Here is a 15,429-nt window from a genome sequence, read left to right on the forward strand (position 1 = left end):
AAGAGCACATGCAATGACCGGCCCGACATAAACAGGCCGGCGGCAGGGAGGAAGAATGCGTATGCTTGGACGCCTGCTGGCGGGCCTGATGCTCGCCCTTGGTCTGGCGGCACCTGTCTTTGCCGAAGATGGCTATGATCTGTGGCTGCGGTTCCGGCCGCTGGCGGGCAATGCCCTGTCCCAGGCGGAAACACGCCTGGGCAGCGTGGCGGCAGCCGATGCCGGCAGCACCGCCGTGACGGAACTGACCCGGGGCCTGACCGGCCTGCTGGGCCGGCCCGTGCCGGTGGCCGCTGGTGGCAAGGTGCTGGTCGGCACCGCCGATGATCCGACGATCAAGTCCCTGGGGCTGGACCTGTCGGGCCTGGGCAATGACGGCTATGTCATCCGCAGCGTCCAGGACCGCACGGTGATCGCGGCCGGCACGAAGACCGGCCTGCTCTATGGCGCCTTCCATCTGCTGCGGCTGGCCCAGGAACAAGGGCCGCTGACGGCCCTTTCCGTGCGGGAGGTGCCGCGCATCGACCGCCGCGTCCTGAACCATTGGGACAATCTGGACCGCTATGTGGAGCGCGGTTACGCCGGCGAATCGATCTTCGACTGGCACAAGCTGCCCGACTGGCAGGACCCGCGCTATAAGGACTATGCCCGCGCCAACGCCTCGATCGGCATCAACGGCACCGTGGTGAACAATGTCAACGCCAACGCCACCATCCTGACCCGCCCCTGGCTGGAGAAGGTGAAGGCGCTGGCCGATATCTTCCGGCCCTATGGCATCAAGATCTATCTGGTGGCCCGGTTTTCAGCACCCAAGGAGATCGGCGGGCTGGCCAATGCCGACCCACTGGACCCGGCGGTGGTGGCCTGGTGGAAGGCCAAGGCGGATGAGGTCTATTCCATCATCCCCGATTTCGGCGGCTTCCTGATCAAGGCCAATTCGGAGGGACAGCCAGGGCCCCAGGATTACGGCCGCACCCATGCCGACGGGGCCAACATGCTGGCCGATGCCGTGGCGCCCCATGGCGGCATCATCATGTGGCGGGCCTTCGTCTATAGCCATGAGACGCCCGACGACCGCGCCAAGCAGGCCTATAGCGAATTCGTGCCCCTGGACGGCACGTTCCGCGACAATGTCCTGGTGCAGGTGAAGAACGGGGCGGTGGATTTCCAGCCGCGCGAGCCCTTCCACCCGCTGTTCGGCGCCATGCCCAAGACACCGCTGATGATGGAATTCCAGATCACCAAGGAATATCTGGGCTTCGCCACCCATCTGGCCTATCTGGCGCCGATGTGGAAGGAAACGCTGGCGGCAGACACCTTCCGGCCCAAACAGGGTGCGACCGTCGCCAAGGTGGTGGATGGCAGCCTGGACGGGCACAAGCTGTCGGCCATGGCCGGTGTGGCCAATATCGGCAGCGACCGCAACTGGACCGGATCGGTCTTCGACCAGGCCAACTGGTACGCCTATGGTCGCCTGGCCTGGAACCATGACCTGACATCCGATGCCATCGCACGCGAATGGATCGCCGCCACCTTCGGCCCCGACCGGGCTTTGGTCGATCCCATCCTGTCGATGATGCTGCCGTCACACGAGGCGGTGGTGGAATATATGACGCCGCTGGGCCTGCATCACCTGATGGGCCGGGGTCATCATTACGGCCCGGCCCCCTGGGTCGATGGCGGCCCGCGTGCCGACTGGACCTCGGTCTATTACCACCGTGCCACGAAGGACGGGATCGGCTTCGACCGTACGCGCAAGGGCAGCGGGGCCGTGGATCAATATGCCAAGGTCTGGGCCGACCGGTTCGACAAGGTGAAGACCACGCCGCCGGAACTGCTGCTCTGGTTCCACCATGTCGGCTGGCAGGAGAAACTGTCCACCGGCCGCACGCTCTGGGCGGAGCTGCTGTACCGCTATGGTCACGGCATCCAGACCGTGTCCGGCATGCGCCGCACCTGGGACGGGCTGAAGGACAAGGTGGATGGGCCGCGCTGGACCCAGACCGCCGCCTTCCTGGCGATCCAGGAACGGGAAGCGCAATGGTGGCGCGATGCCAGCGTGGCCTATTGGCAATCCTTCCACGGCCTGCCTTTGCCGCCGGGCGAGAAACCGCCGCCACAGAGCCTGTCCTACTACCAGTCCCTGAGCTTCCCCTTCGCGCCGGGAGATGGAAAATGAAGAAGAACGCTTCGATATTGGGTCTCACCACCCTCCTCGCCCTCTCCCCCCTGCCCACCCACGCCGCCGAAGCCCCCCTGCTGCATCCGATGTTCCAGGATCATGGCGTCCTGCAGCGCGGCGCCCCGATCAAGGTGTGGGGCGATGCCAAACCGGGGGAGAGCGTCACCGTCACCCTGGGCGACGCCAAGGCCACGGCGAAAGCCGGCAAGGACGGCGCCTGGCAGGCCATCCTGCCGGCGCAAAAGGCCGGCGGCCCCTTCACCCTGACGGCGAAGACCGCCAGCGCCGAGCAATCGGCGACGGATGTGCTGGTCGGTGACGTCTATCTCTGTTCCGGCCAGTCCAACATGGAGATGCAGGTCCGCCGCTCCCTGGATGCCTGGAACGAGACGGGGACCCGCGCCAACCAGCCGCTGATGCGCTATCTGAATGTCGAACGCGACACGGCCACCACGCCCAAGCGCCAATTCGGCAAGCCGGTCAGCTGGCAGCCCATCTCGCCGAAGAATGTCGGCGACATGTCGGCCGTCTGCTATTTCTTCGGGCGGGAGATGCGCAAGCTGGAGGATGTGCCCGTCGGTCTGATCAACAGCGCCTGGGGCGGCTCCACGATCGAGGCCTGGACGGGGGCCGAGGCCCTGCGCAAGCAGGACGGCTACGAAAAGCCCCTGTCCTTCCTGGCCCGCTATGACCGCGATGTCATCGACGGGGTGCGCGGCTTCACCGACAGTTGGGTGGATTGGTGGCGGCCCCTGGGCAAGGGCGATCTCTGGCTGGAGACGTACGGCCAGGGCGAAGGCTGGCGCGAGGCGCCGGCCACCTTCCGCCCATGGGAAAGCTGGGGGGTGCCCGAGCTGGCCGCCTATAACGGCCTGGTCTGGATGCGCACCACCATCACCCTGACGGAAGCACAGGCCAAGGGGGCCGCCGCCCTGCGCCTGGGTCCCATCGATGATCTGGACATCACCTGGGTCAATGGCACGGCCGTCGGCAGCCTGTACGGCCCCGGCGATCCCCGCCGTTACCGCCTGCCGCCCGGCACGCTGAAGGCGGGGGCCAACACCATCACCATCGCCATCCTGGACGGCTATGGCGATGGCGGGCTCTATGGCTCGGCGGAGGCCCAGGCGGTGGAGCTGGCCGACGGCTCGCTGCTGACCCTGGCTACACCGTGGCAGTACCAGCCCACACCGGTGGACACATCCCGCGCACCACAGGCCCCCTGGGGCACCGTCAACGGCCTGTCCACCATCCACAATGCCATGCTGGCCCCCATCGGCCCCTATGGCGTCCGTGCCGCCCTCTGGTACCAGGGCGAAAGCAACGCCGCCCAGCCGCAGAAATACAAGGCGCTGCTGACCGGCCTGATGGGCGACTGGCGCCGGCAGTTCGGGGCCGACCTGCCCTTCTTGGTGGTGCAGCTGCCGGAATGGGGCTACCCGTCCGACAAGCCGGTCGAGAGCAATTGGGCGGCCTTGCGCGAAAGCCAGCGGGCGGCGGTGGCCGCCGATCCCAAGGCGGGACTGGCCGTGGCGCTGGGGGTGGGCGACTGGTACGACATCCACCCCGCCAACAAGCAGATCGTGGCCAAGCGTCTGGTCCGTGCCGCACAGAAACTGCTGCGCGGAGAGGCGGTGACGGGGTCTGGCCCCCTTCCCGCCGCCGTCACGCGCAGCGGCGATACCGTGTCGGTGCGCTTCACCGATATCGACGGCAAGCTGGGGGCCCTGGGCTATCACCGCCCGCTGGGGTTCGAACTATGCGGGGAGGCGGCGGGCAGTTGCCGCTTCATCGACGCCACCCTGTCGGGGGACACGGTGACCCTGCCCGTGGGCAACGGTCCGGCGGTACGGGTGCGTTACTGCTGGGCCGACAGCCCGGTTTGCAACCTCTATGACGGCGCGCGCCTGCCGGCGGGGCCGTTCGAGGCGGTTGTGAAGTGAGGGGGAAGGAAGGGTTCCTCAGCTTGCCAGATGAAACAGAAGTACAACATTGCCGCACTCTCTACCGTCACCCCGGCGGAAGCCGGGGCCCAAATCGTAGAGCGAAGCGCTTGTCACTTGGGCCCCGGCTTCCGCCGGGGTGACGGTAGAGAAGGTGGAAGCGTTTCGCGTTCCAACACCCGCATTGACATCCGTGTCACAGTCCCTCAATGATAGCGCTACCATCGCCCCGGCAGAGGGCGGCAGTTGCGAGAATATACCGGGAGGAAAATTACCGATGACACCCAAGCTGTCCCGCCGACTGTTCGGCGCCAGCCTGCTGGCGCTCACCTCCGCTGCGGCCATCCCCGCCAGCGTCGCCTTCGCACGCGGGAAAGAGCCTTATCGCGACCCGTCCCTGCCCATCGATGTCCGTATCGAGGACCTGCTCTCCCGCATGACGCTGGAGGAGAAGGTGGCCCAGATGATCGGCATCTGGCAGGACAAGAAGCTGGTCAATAACGAGAAGGGCGGCTTCGACGCCAAGAGGGCCGCCAAGAGCTTCCCCAACGGTCTGGGCCAGATTTCCCGCCCCGGCGACCGCGTCGGGGCCGTGGACAAGGACGGCGCGCCCATCGCGGCCGGCGCCAAGGCCAACATCATCAACCGCGAGGGCCTGGAAGCCGCCACCTATGTCAACGCCGCCCAGAAATGGGCCGTTGAACAGACGCGCCTGGGCATCCCCATGATCTTCCATGAGGAAGCGCTGCACGGTTTCGTGGCCCGTGGCGCCACCAGCTTCCCGCAATCGATTGCCCTGGCCAGCAGCTGGGACCCCGCCCTGCTGGAGCGCATCTTCGGCGTGGCCGCGCGGGAGATGCGCCTGCGCGGCGTGCATCTGGCCCTGGCCCCCGTGGTCGATATCGTCCGCGACCCGCGCTGGGGCCGGACGGAGGAAACCTATGGCGAGGACCCGTGGCTGGTCTCCGAAATGGGCCTGGCCGCGATGAAGGGCTTCCAGGGCACCTCTCTGCCCCTGGCCAAGGACAAGGTTCTGGTCACGCTGAAGCACATGACCGGCCATGGCCAGCCGGAAAGCGGCACCAATGTCGGCCCCGCCCCCATTTCCGAGCGCACCTTGCGCGAAAACTTCCTGGTGCCGTTCGAACGCGCGGTGAAGAACCTGCCCATCCGCGCCATCATGCCGTCTTATAACGAGGTCGATGGCGTCCCCAGCCATGCCAACAAATGGCTGCTGGATACGGTGCTGCGCAAGGAATGGGGCTATAAGGGCGCGCTGGTCAGCGATTATTTCGCCGTGCGCGAGCTGAACACCGTCCACCACATGACCCGTGACCTGGCCGATGGTGCGGTCCGCGCGCTGAATGCCGGGGTGGATGTGGAGCTGCCGGATGGCGAAGGCTACCCGCTGCTGCCCGGTCTGGTGCGCGAGGGCAAGGCGTCGGAAGCCCAGATCAACGACGCCGTGCGCCGCATCCTGCGCATGAAGTTCGAGGCCGGGCTGTTCGAGAACCCCTATGTCGATGCCAAGGTGGCGGACAAGCTGACCGCCACGCCGGACGCGATTGCTTTGGCGCGCGAGGCGGCGGCCCGGTCGATGGTGCTGCTGAAGAACCAGAACAACGCCCTGCCGCTGAACCCGACCGGTGCTGGTACCCTGCTGGTCGTCGGCACTCATGCCAAGGACACGCCCATCGGCGGCTATTCGGAAGTGCCGCGCAAGGTGGTGTCCGTCATCGAAGGCCTGCAGGCAGCCGCCAAGGGCCTGAAGGTCGAGTATGCCGAAGGCGTGCGCCTGACCCGTCAGCGGGTGTGGGAAGAGGACAAGGTCGAGCCCATTCCCGATGCGGAGAATGACGCCCTGATCAAGGAAGCGGTGGCCAAGGCCGCCAGCGCCGACACGATCCTGCTGGTCCTGGGCGAGAATGAGCAGCTGAGCCGCGAGGCCTGGGCCAAGTCGCATCTGGGCGACCGCGCCAGCCTGGACCTCTATGGCCGCCAGTCCGACCTGGCGGAAGAGATGTTCAAGCTGGGCAAGAAAATCATCGTCCTGCTGCTGAACGGCCGGCCGCTGGCCGTCAACCGCCTGGCGGAAAAGGCCGACGCCCTGATCGAAGGCTGGTATCTGGGCCAGGAAACGGGCAATGGCGTGGCCGACGTGCTGTTCGGCAAAGTCTCGCCGGGCGGCAAGCTGCCCATCACCATCCCGCGCTCCGTCGGCCAGCTGCCGGTCTATTACAATGCCAAGCCGTCGGCCCGGCGCGGCTACCTGTTCGATGATGTCACGCCGCTGTTCCCGTTCGGCTTCGGTCTGACCTATTCGACGTTCGAGCTGGAGGCGCCGGTCCTGTCGCGCGGCCAGATCGGCACGGGCGACAGCGTCGATGTCTCCGTCACCATCCGCAATACCGGTTCCCGCCCCGCCGATCAGGTGGTCCAGATCTATGTCCGGGATGAGGAGGCGTCGGTGACGCGGCCGGTGAAGGAGCTGAAGCGGTTCCAGCGTGTAACGCTGGCGGCCGGTGCGTCCACCACCGTGCGCTTCACCCTGACCCCGGACGATCTGTCGCTCTGGAACCTGGATATGAAGCGCGTGGTCGAACCCGGCATCTTCACCATCAGCGCCGGATTCGACTCTGTCGAGTTGAAGCCGGTCGAATTGAAAGTGGTTTAAGCAAGTAAGCCGTAGGTCAGGTCGAGGACAAAGTCCGAGCCCTGACAAGCGACAGTGCGAGGAAATGTCAGGGCTCGCCTGCGCTCGACCTGACCTACGGCATAAAACCATTTGGTTTTACCCTGTTACCGCTATCAATTCTCACCCATATCGACTAAAGTCGTCCCTCTATCTGGGAGAGTGTCCCATGTCTTCGTCGCCCGTGTCCCCCGCCCTGCTGACCGATTTCCTGCCCGCGGACTGGCGTGATGCGCATCTGCTGGGGCGGCTGGATTTCGGGCAGGGACCGACGCCGGTGATGATCAAGGGCGGGCATTTGTTCGACCTGTCGGGTGTGGCCCCCACCGTGTCCGACCTGTTGAACAACCTGCCCGATGGCGCCCTGCCCACCGGTGGCCAGGATCTGGGCGATGCCGGCACGATCAAGGTGGCGCTGCAATGGGGCGAGGCGCTGCCCGGTGCGCCTTTGCTGCTGTCCCCGATCGATCTTCAGTGCATCAAGGCCGCCGGCGTCACCTTCGCCGTGTCGGCCCTGGAACGGGTGATCGAGGAACGGGCGCGCGGCGATTACGCCAAGGCCAACGAGATCCGTAGCGACCTGTCGGCCCGCATCGGCACCGACCTGCGCGCGGTCAAGCCCGGCTCGACCGAGGCGGCCGCGCTGAAACAGGCGCTGATCGCCGATGGGCTGTGGTCGCAATATCTGGAAGTGGCCATCGGCCCGGATGCGGAGATTTTCACCAAAGGCCCGACCCTGTCGTCGGTGGGCTGGGGTGCCTATATCGGCGTGCGCGCCGATAGCGACTGGAACAATCCGGAGCCGGAGGTGGCGCTGGCCGTCGATGGCAAGGGCCGCGTGCATGGCGCCACCTTGGGCAATGACGTGAACCTGCGCGATTTCGAGGGGCGTTCGGCCCTGCTGCTGTCCAAGGCCAAGGACAATAACGCGTCCTGCGCGCTGGGCCCCTTCATCCGCCTGTTCGACGGCACGTTCAGCATCGATGATGTGCGCAATGCCGAAGTGTCGGTGAATGTCACCGGCACCGACGGTTTCGTGCTGAACGGCAAGTCCAACATGGCGCTGATCAGCCGTGATCCGCTGGACCTCGTGGGTCAGACCATCGGCAAGAACCATCAATATCCCGACGGCTTCGTGCTGTTCATGGGCACGCTTTTCGCGCCCATCGACGATCGCGACGCCCCGGGCAAGGGTTTCACCCATAAGGGCGGCGACGTGGTCACGATCGCCAGCCCCCGGCTTGGCAGCCTGTCCAACAAGGTTGCCGGTTGCCATGAGGCGCCGGCGTGGAATTTCGGCATCGGCGATCTGATGCGCAACCTGGCCAAGCGTGGCCTCTTGCGCGGCTGATCCCACCCCAACCTTCCCCCATGCAACGCCCCACCCTGGACCATCCAACATGACCTATGCGATTTACCCCAGCCTGCGCGGAAAACGGGTGCTGATCACCGGCGGCGGTTCCGGCATCGGCGCCGGGATGGTGGAAGCCTTCGTCCGCCAGGGGGCCCGCGTCCATTTCGTGGATGTGGCGGTCCAGGACAGCGAGGAACTGGTCACCAGCTTCGCGGGGGCGGAGGTTGCCCCCACCTTCACCCCATGCGACCTGACCGACCTGGGTGCGGTGAAGTCCACCATCGATGCCATTATCACGGCCGAGGGTGGTATCGATGTCCTGGTCAACAACGCCGCCAATGACGACCGCCACACGGTGGCGGAGGTGACGCCGGAATATTGGGACAACCGCATGGCGGTGAACCTGCGCCACCTGTTCTTCGCGACCCAGGCGGTGGTGCCGGCGATGAAGACGGCCGGCGGTGGTGCCATCATCAATCTGGGTTCCATCTCCTGGCACCTCGCCCTGCCGGAAATCGCCCTGTACCAGACCGCCAAGGCGGGGATCGAGGGCATGACCCGCGCCCTGGCCCGCGACCTGGGTGAGGATAATATCCGCGTCACCTGCGTCGTGCCGGGCGGGGTGAAGACCCCACGCCAGATGCGCCTGTGGCACAATCCGGAGGAAGAAGCGCGCATGCTGGGCCTGCAGTGCCTGAAGCAGCGTGTTGAACCGCGCGACATCGCCGCGATGGTGCTATTCCTGGCGTCCGACGATGCGAGATTGTGCACGGCGCACAATTACTTCGTCGATGCGGGGTGGCGATGACCGATCTTTCCTCCATCAATCCGGAATGCCTCTGGGACCTGAAGGGCATCCTGCTGGAAGGCGCGACCTGGGATGCCGAGCGGGCGGTCCTGTGGTTCGTGGATATCAAGAAGCGGTATATCCACCGCCTGGACCCCAATACCGGCACGCGCGACACCTGGGGTGCGCCGGACCAGCCGGGCTTCGTCCTGCCGCGCCAGGGCGGCGGGCTGGTGGTGGGCATGCCGCACGGGTTGCACCAGTTCGACCCGGCCACGGGCAGCTTCGCCCCTCTGGTTTCCGTGGAAACCGACCGGACGGGCAACCGCCTGAATGACGGTTTCACCGATGCCACCGGCCGTGTCTGGTTCGGCAGCATGGATGATGCGGAGAAGGCCGATAGCGGCGCCTTCTACCGCTGGACCGGTGGCGAGCCCGCCCGCATCCTGGACGGTATCTGCATCACCAACGGTCCGGCGACCAGCCCGGATGGCACGATCCTGTACCATACCGACACGCTGGCCCAGACTGTCTATGCCGCCGACATCCTGCCCGACGGCAGCATCGCCAACCGTCGCACCTTCGCGAAGATCGGCGAGAATGACGGCTATCCCGACGGGATGGCGGTGGACAGCGAGGGCTGCGTCTGGGTCGCCCTGTTCTTCGGGCAATCCATCCGCCGCTACGCGCCCGACGGCACGCTGCTGGGCGCCGTCCCCATGCCCGTTTCCAACATCACCAAGCTGGCCTTCGGCGGGCCGGACCTGCGCACTGTTTATGTGACCACGGCCTCCAAGGGCCTGTCGGATCAGGAACGGATGGAGCAGCCGTTGGCCGGTGGCCTGTTCAGTTTCCAAAGCCCGGTGGCGGGTCTCCCGCCCGCAAAGGTGCGCGCATGACCGACGATAACCGCCCCACCCGCCGCTTCCGTTCGCGCGAATGGTTCGATGCGCCGGGGCGGGCCGACATGACGGCGCTCTATCTGGAGCGCTTCATGAATTACGGGCTGACGCCCAAGGAACTGCGTTCGGGCAAGCCGATCATCGGCATCGCCCAGACCGGGTCCGACCTGTCGCCCTGCAACCGCATCCATGTCGATCTGGCCAAGCGGACCCGCGATGGCATCCGCGATGCCGGTGGCATTCCGTTCGAGTTTCCGGTCCACCCGATTTTCGAGAATTGCCGCCGGCCCACGGCGGCCCTTGACCGCAACCTGGCCTATCTGGGTCTGGTGGAGGTGCTGCACGGCTATCCGATCGATGCGGTGGTCCTGACCACCGGCTGCGACAAGACCACGCCGTCGGGCGTGATGGCGGCCAGCACGGTCGACATCCCGGCCATCGTGCTGTCGGGCGGGCCGATGCTGGATGGCTGGTTCGAAGGCGAACTGGTCGGGTCCGGCACCGTCATCTGGCGCGGCCGCCGCCGGCTGGGCGCCGGGGAGATCACCGAGGAACAGTTCCTGGACCTGGCCGCCGCATCGGCCCCGTCCGCCGGCCATTGCAACACCATGGGCACGGCCAGCACCATGAACGCCATTGCCGAGGTGCTGGGCCTGTCCCTGCCCGGCTGCGCCGCCATCCCGGCACCCTACCGTGAACGCGGGCAGATGGCCTATGAGACGGGCCGGCGTATCGTGGAAATGGCGTATGAGGATCTGCGCCCGTCGAAGATTCTGACCCGTCAGGCCTTCATCAACGCCATCGTCGCCAATGCCGCCATCGGCGGGTCGACCAACGCCCAGCCACATATCGTGGCCATGGCCCGCCATGCCGGGGTGGAGATCACCCACGACGACTGGCGCCAGTACGGGTACGACGTGCCGCTGCTGGTGAACCTGCAGCCGGCCGGCAAATATCTGGGCGAGCGGTTCCACCGTGCCGGCGGCGTGCCGTCTGTGCTGTGCGAACTGGCCGGTGCCGGCAAGATCGACACTTCATGTTTGACCGTGTCGGGCAAGTCGATCGCCGAGAATATCCAGGGTTGCGAGACGACGGACCGTGAGGTCATCTTCGCCTATGACAAGCCGCTGATGCAGCGGGCAGGCTTCCTGGTGCTGAAGGGCAATCTGTTCGACTTCGCCATCATGAAAACGTCGGTGATTTCGGATGATTTCCGACAGCGCTATCTCTCCCGCCCCGGTCATGAGGGCGTGTATGAGGGCCGCGCCATCGTTTTCGACGGTCCGGACGATTATCATGACCGGATCAACGATCCCGCACTCGACATCGATGAGAACTGCATCCTGGTGGTGCGCGGCGCCGGTCCGCTGGGCTTCCCCGGCTCGGCCGAGGTGGTGAACATGCAGCCGCCCGATGCCCTGCTGAAGAAGGGCATCAAGAGCCTGCCCACCATCGGCGACGGGCGGCAGTCCGGCACGTCGGACAGCCCGTCCATCCTGAATGCCAGCCCGGAATCGGCGGCGGGCGGCGGTCTGGCCATCCTGCGCACCGGCGACACGCTGCGCCTCGACCTCAACAAGGGCACCTGCGACATGCTGGTGGACGAGGCGGAGATGGTGCGGCGCTGGACCCAGGACCCGGCCCCGCCGATCCCGGCGTCGAAGACGCCGTGGCAGGAACTGTATCGCGCCAATGTCGGCCAGCTGGACAGCGGTGGCTGCCTGGAGATGGCCTTGAAGTACCGCGGCGTGGCGGACGAGACGCCGCGGCATAATCACTGAAATTAATCGGGGGAGTCGCAGACCGGCAAAGCCGGCTGCGGCAGGGACATAACCAGGAGAACAAGATGAGCGGTTCCAGGGAGGAACAGGTCAACATGGGCTTCATCGCCGCAATCGTGGCGGTGGCGACCATTGGTGGCTTCATGTTCGGCTATGACAGCGGCGTGATCAACGGCACGGTGGAGGGTCTGAAGAAGGCCTTCAATTCCAACAGCGTCGATACCGGCTTCAATGTCGCGTCGATCCTGCTGGGCTGTGCCGCCGGCGCCTTCAGCGCGGCCCGGCTGGCCGACATTATCGGCCGCCGCAAGGTGATGATGATCGCGGCATTGCTGTTCATCATCAGCGCCATCCTGACCGGCGGGGCGCATTCCGCCTCCATCTTCGTCATCGGCCGCCTGATCGGCGGGTTGGGCGTGGGTGCGGCCTCGGTGCTGTCGCCGGCCTATATCTCCGAAGTGACCCCCGCCTCCATCCGGGGTCGGCTGTCCTCGGTGCAGCAGATCATGATCATCTCCGGCCTGACCGGCGCCTTCCTGGGCAATTACCTGATCGCCGGTGCCGCCGGCGGGTCGACGGAGCCGTTCTGGCTGGGCTATGAGGCCTGGCGCTGGATGTTCTGGGCCCAGATCATTCCGGCCACCCTGTTCCTGGGTGCCCTGCTGATCATCCCGGAAAGCCCGCGCTATCTGGTGGTGAAGGGCCGTGAGGCCGAGGCGCAGGCGGTGCTGTCCCGCCTGTTCGGCCCCGCCGCCGGTGCCGCCAAGGTGGTGGAAATCCGCCAGAGCCTGGCCGCCGACCATCACAAACCCAAGCTGTCCGACCTGATCGACAAGGTCACCGGCAAGGTCCGTCCCATCGTCTGGGTCGGTATCGGTCTGGCCGTGTTCCAGCAGCTGGTCGGCATCAATGTCGTGTTCTATTACGGCGCCGTGCTGTGGCAGGCGGTGGGCTTCAGCGAGGCCGACGCGCTGCGCATCAACATCCTGTCGGGCTCGCTCTCCATCCTGGGCTGCCTGGCGTCCATGGCACTGGTCGACAAGCTGGGGCGCAAGCCGCTGCTGATCATCGGGTCGGCCGGCATGGCCGTCACGCTCGGCATCATGGCGGTCTGCTTCGCCTCGGGCTCGCTGGTCGATGGCAAGCTGCATCTGTCCGACAATATCGGCCTGATCGCGCTGATCAGCGCCAATGCCTATGCGGTTTTGTTCAACTTCTCCTGGGGCCCGGTGATGTGGGTCATGCTGGGTGAGATGTTCCCCAACCAGATCCGCGGCTCCGGTCTGGCGGTGTCCGGTCTGGCGCAGTGGACGGCCAATTTCGGCATCACCATGACCTTCCCCATCCTGCTGACCACCATCGGCCTGACGGGGGCGTACGGCTTCTACGCGCTGTTCGCCGCCATCTCCTTCTTCTTCGTCCGCTCCCTGGTGCATGAGACCAAGGGCCGCGAGCTGGAGCAGATGGAAGGCTGATATTCCGCATGACATTCCGCCGGGGTACCTCCCCGGCGGAATTGGTTGCGCCAGCAAGGCGGCCGGCCGATAAAGGGGCGTTTTCCGACACCAGGGGCGGGGCATCATGGAACGACAGAGACGGCGTGGTACGCAGGCGGTGACCATCCGTGAGGTGGCGGCCCGTGCCGGTGTCTCCTCCATGACCGTGTCGCGCGTCATCAACAAGGATGACAAGGTCAACGAGAATACCCGCGCCATGGTGGAGGCCGCCATCCGCGAGCTGAACTACACCCCCAACCCCGCCGCCCGTCGGCTGGCCGGGTCGGAGGTGCTGCGCATCGGCCTGCTCTATTCCAATCCGTCCAGCGCCTACCTGTCGGAATTCCTGGTGGGCGCGCTCGATGAGAGCAGCCGCGAGGGCCATCAGCTGGTGGTGGAGAAATGCGCCGGCACGGCCAAGGCCACGGCGTCCGTCACCCGCCTGCTGGCCGGCGGCGTCAACGCCTTCATCCTGCCGCCGCCACTGTGTGAGTCCAAGCCAATCCTCACCATGCTGGAAGAGGCGAATGTCATCGCCGTGGCCGTGGCCACCGGCCGGCCCAACCCGCATTTGCCGACCATCCGCATCGACAATTACGCGGCGTCCAAGCAGATGACGGAGCATCTGATCGGCCTGGGTCATCGCCGCCTGGGCTTCATCAAGGGCAACAAGAACCAGTCGGCATCCGACATGCGCCTGCATGGCTTCCTGGATGCCTGCGCCGAGGCCGGCATCGCCGAGGCCGATATCCTGACCGAGCAGGGCCAATATGATTATGCGTCAGGTTTGGAGGCGGCGGAAAAGCTGCTGACCGCCGAACCGCGCCCTACGGCGATCTTCGCAGCCAATGACGACATGGCGGCAGCCACCATCTCCGTTGCCCACCGCCTGCACCTGGACGTACCCAATGACCTGTCCGTGGCCGGTTTCGACGATACGCTGATCGCCACCACCGTCTGGCCGCCCCTGACCACCATCCGCCAGCCCATCGCCGCCATGGGCAAGGCCGCCGTCGTGGCGCTGGCCACCGCCATGCGCAACCGCTGGCAGCCCGGTCGCAGCGGCAGCAGCGACGGGCCGGAACAGAAGCTGCTGGCCTATAAGCTGGTGAAGCGGGAAAGCACGATCCCGGTGGAGTGAAGGGGGCTGTCGCTTCCGCTTCTCTCCACCGTCATCCCGGCGAACGCCGGGGCCCAGGGGCCAGGCGCCCCGCCCCTATCGGCAGCTTCGATCCAGGCAGCGTAGAGGCTTGATCCTGTGGCCCCTGGGTCCCGGCGTTCGCCGGGATGACGGGGAAGGGATTGAGAAGGCGCCCCTCAGTGCCCAATCCCCCGCAGCCCGCCCTTGGCCGCCTCTTCCAGGAACCATTCATAGGTCAGGCGCAGGCCTTCGGCCAGGCTGGTCCGGGCGGTCCAGCCCAAGCCCTTCAGCTTGGCATTGTCCATCAGCTTGCGCGGCGTGCCGTCCGGCTTGGACGCGTCGAAGGTGAACCTTCCCTGCCAGCCCACCGCGGCCGCCACCTGCTCGGCCAGGGTGCGGATGGAAACCTCCTGCCCCGTGCCGACATTGACATGGTCGTAGCCACTGTAATTCTTCAGCAGGAACACCAGCGCGTCGGCCAGATCATCCACATACAGGAATTCGCGCAGCGGCTTGCCCGTGCCCCAGATCGCCACTTCCGGCAGCCGGTCGCGCTTGGCATCATGCAGGCGGGCCATCAGGGCCGGCAGCACATGGCTGCCCGAGGGGTGGAAATTGTCGCCGATACCGTACAGGTTGGTGGGCATGGCCGAGATATAATCGCAACCATGCTGCTTGCGGAACGCCTGGCACAGCTTGATGCCGGCGATCTTGGCGATGGCGTACCATTCGTTGGTGGGTTCCAGCGGACCGGTCAGCAGCGCATCCTCGCTCATCGGCTGCGGCGCCAGCTTGGGATAGATGCAGGACGAGCCCAGGAACAGCAGCTTTTCCACATTGGCGCGGAACGCGGCCTGCACGATGTTCGTCTCGATGACCAGGTTGTCATAGAGGAAATCGGCCGGGAAGCTGTTATTGGCCAGGATGCCGCCGACCTTGGCGGCGGCCACGACGACGGCGTCGGGCTTGTTGGCGGCAACCCATTCCTCGACTTGCCTCTGGCGGGTGAGGTCCAATTCGTCGCGGGTCGCCGTCAGAACGGTGCAGCCCTCGCCGGCCAGACGGCGCACGACGGCGCCGCCCACCATGCCGCGATGACCGGCCACCCAGACGCGCTTGCCCGTCAGGTCATAGGGCTTCAGCTCGCTCAT

At 65.9% G+C, this 15,429-nt stretch carries 10 protein-coding genes; 9 read left to right on the plus strand and 1 reads right to left on the minus strand.

Translation table 11 applies throughout. The features are described 5' to 3' along the window. Window positions 1–55 precede the first annotated feature (55 nt). The 9 genes from ACM9HJ_RS22410 (at window position 56) to ACM9HJ_RS22450 (ending at window position 14,278) form a co-directional block, all read left to right on the plus strand. A complete protein-coding gene (locus ACM9HJ_RS22410) occupies window positions 56–2,179 on the plus strand; it encodes an alpha-glucuronidase family glycosyl hydrolase (protein WP_416573993.1) in 2,124 nt (707 codons plus the stop codon). Continuing rightward, entirely contained in the window at window positions 2,176–4,125 is a 1,950-nt protein-coding gene (locus tag ACM9HJ_RS22415) for a sialate O-acetylesterase (protein ID WP_416573994.1), read from the plus strand. Before ACM9HJ_RS22410 ends, ACM9HJ_RS22415 begins: the two co-directional genes overlap by 4 nt. Before the next feature lie 277 nt (window positions 4,126–4,402). Next, on the plus strand, window positions 4,403–6,799 hold the full coding sequence (locus ACM9HJ_RS22420; RefSeq protein WP_416573995.1) for a glycoside hydrolase family 3 N-terminal domain-containing protein: 2,397 nt from the start codon (window positions 4,403–4,405) through the stop codon (window positions 6,797–6,799). Between the two features lie 187 nt (window positions 6,800–6,986). Beyond that, window positions 6,987–8,168: a fumarylacetoacetate hydrolase family protein gene (locus ACM9HJ_RS22425; RefSeq protein WP_416573996.1), complete on the plus strand. Its 1,182-nt coding sequence runs from the start codon at window positions 6,987–6,989 to the stop codon at window positions 8,166–8,168. A gap of 49 nt (window positions 8,169–8,217) precedes the next feature. After that, on the plus strand, window positions 8,218–8,979 hold the full coding sequence (locus tag ACM9HJ_RS22430) for an SDR family NAD(P)-dependent oxidoreductase (protein ID WP_416573997.1): 762 nt from the start codon (window positions 8,218–8,220) through the stop codon (window positions 8,977–8,979). Then, window positions 8,976–9,857 (plus strand): SMP-30/gluconolactonase/LRE family protein, encoded by an 882-nt coding sequence (locus ACM9HJ_RS22435; protein WP_416573998.1) that lies wholly within the window; start codon window positions 8,976–8,978, stop codon window positions 9,855–9,857. The genes ACM9HJ_RS22430 and ACM9HJ_RS22435 overlap by 4 nt, the downstream gene beginning before the upstream one ends. After that, the gene (locus ACM9HJ_RS22440; RefSeq protein ID WP_416573999.1) at window positions 9,854–11,641 is read left to right on the plus strand and encodes an IlvD/Edd family dehydratase; all 1,788 of its coding nucleotides are present in this window, start codon (window positions 9,854–9,856) and stop codon (window positions 11,639–11,641) included. The genes ACM9HJ_RS22435 and ACM9HJ_RS22440 overlap by 4 nt, the downstream gene beginning before the upstream one ends. 65 nt (window positions 11,642–11,706) lie before the next feature. Next, window positions 11,707–13,116, plus strand: a complete 1,410-nt coding sequence (locus tag ACM9HJ_RS22445) for a sugar porter family MFS transporter (protein ID WP_416574000.1) — start codon at window positions 11,707–11,709, stop codon at window positions 13,114–13,116. Between the two features lie 106 nt (window positions 13,117–13,222). Then, a complete protein-coding gene (locus tag ACM9HJ_RS22450; protein ID WP_416574001.1) occupies window positions 13,223–14,278 on the plus strand; it encodes a LacI family DNA-binding transcriptional regulator in 1,056 nt (351 codons plus the stop codon). Window positions 14,279–14,454: 176 nt separating this feature from the next. On the opposite strand, the gene fcl is transcribed toward ACM9HJ_RS22450, so the two are convergent. Then, the gene (gene fcl, locus ACM9HJ_RS22455; protein WP_416574002.1) at window positions 14,455–15,429 is read right to left on the minus strand and encodes a GDP-L-fucose synthase; all 975 of its coding nucleotides are present in this window, start codon (window positions 15,427–15,429) and stop codon (window positions 14,455–14,457) included.

The sequence above is a fragment of the Niveispirillum sp. KHB5.9 genome, from assembly GCF_048066115.1.
Taxonomy (GTDB): Bacteria; Pseudomonadota; Alphaproteobacteria; order Azospirillales; family Azospirillaceae; genus Niveispirillum.

Coding starts and splice junctions, on each gene's coding strand:
- ACM9HJ_RS22410 (WP_416573993.1), top strand. CDS start 56: ATGCGTATGCTTGGACGCCTGCTGGCGGGCCTGATGCTCGCCCTTGGT.
- ACM9HJ_RS22415 (WP_416573994.1), top strand. CDS start 2,176: ATGAAGAAGAACGCTTCGATATTGGGTCTCACCACCCTCCTCGCCCTC.
- ACM9HJ_RS22420 (WP_416573995.1), top strand. CDS start 4,403: ATGACACCCAAGCTGTCCCGCCGACTGTTCGGCGCCAGCCTGCTGGCG.
- ACM9HJ_RS22425 (WP_416573996.1), top strand. CDS start 6,987: ATGTCTTCGTCGCCCGTGTCCCCCGCCCTGCTGACCGATTTCCTGCCC.
- ACM9HJ_RS22430 (WP_416573997.1), top strand. CDS start 8,218: ATGACCTATGCGATTTACCCCAGCCTGCGCGGAAAACGGGTGCTGATC.
- ACM9HJ_RS22435 (WP_416573998.1), top strand. CDS start 8,976: ATGACCGATCTTTCCTCCATCAATCCGGAATGCCTCTGGGACCTGAAG.
- ACM9HJ_RS22440 (WP_416573999.1), top strand. CDS start 9,854: ATGACCGACGATAACCGCCCCACCCGCCGCTTCCGTTCGCGCGAATGG.
- ACM9HJ_RS22445 (WP_416574000.1), top strand. CDS start 11,707: ATGAGCGGTTCCAGGGAGGAACAGGTCAACATGGGCTTCATCGCCGCA.
- ACM9HJ_RS22450 (WP_416574001.1), top strand. CDS start 13,223: ATGGAACGACAGAGACGGCGTGGTACGCAGGCGGTGACCATCCGTGAG.
- fcl (WP_416574002.1), bottom strand. CDS start 15,429: ATGAGCGAGCTGAAGCCCTATGACCTGACGGGCAAGCGCGTCTGGGTG.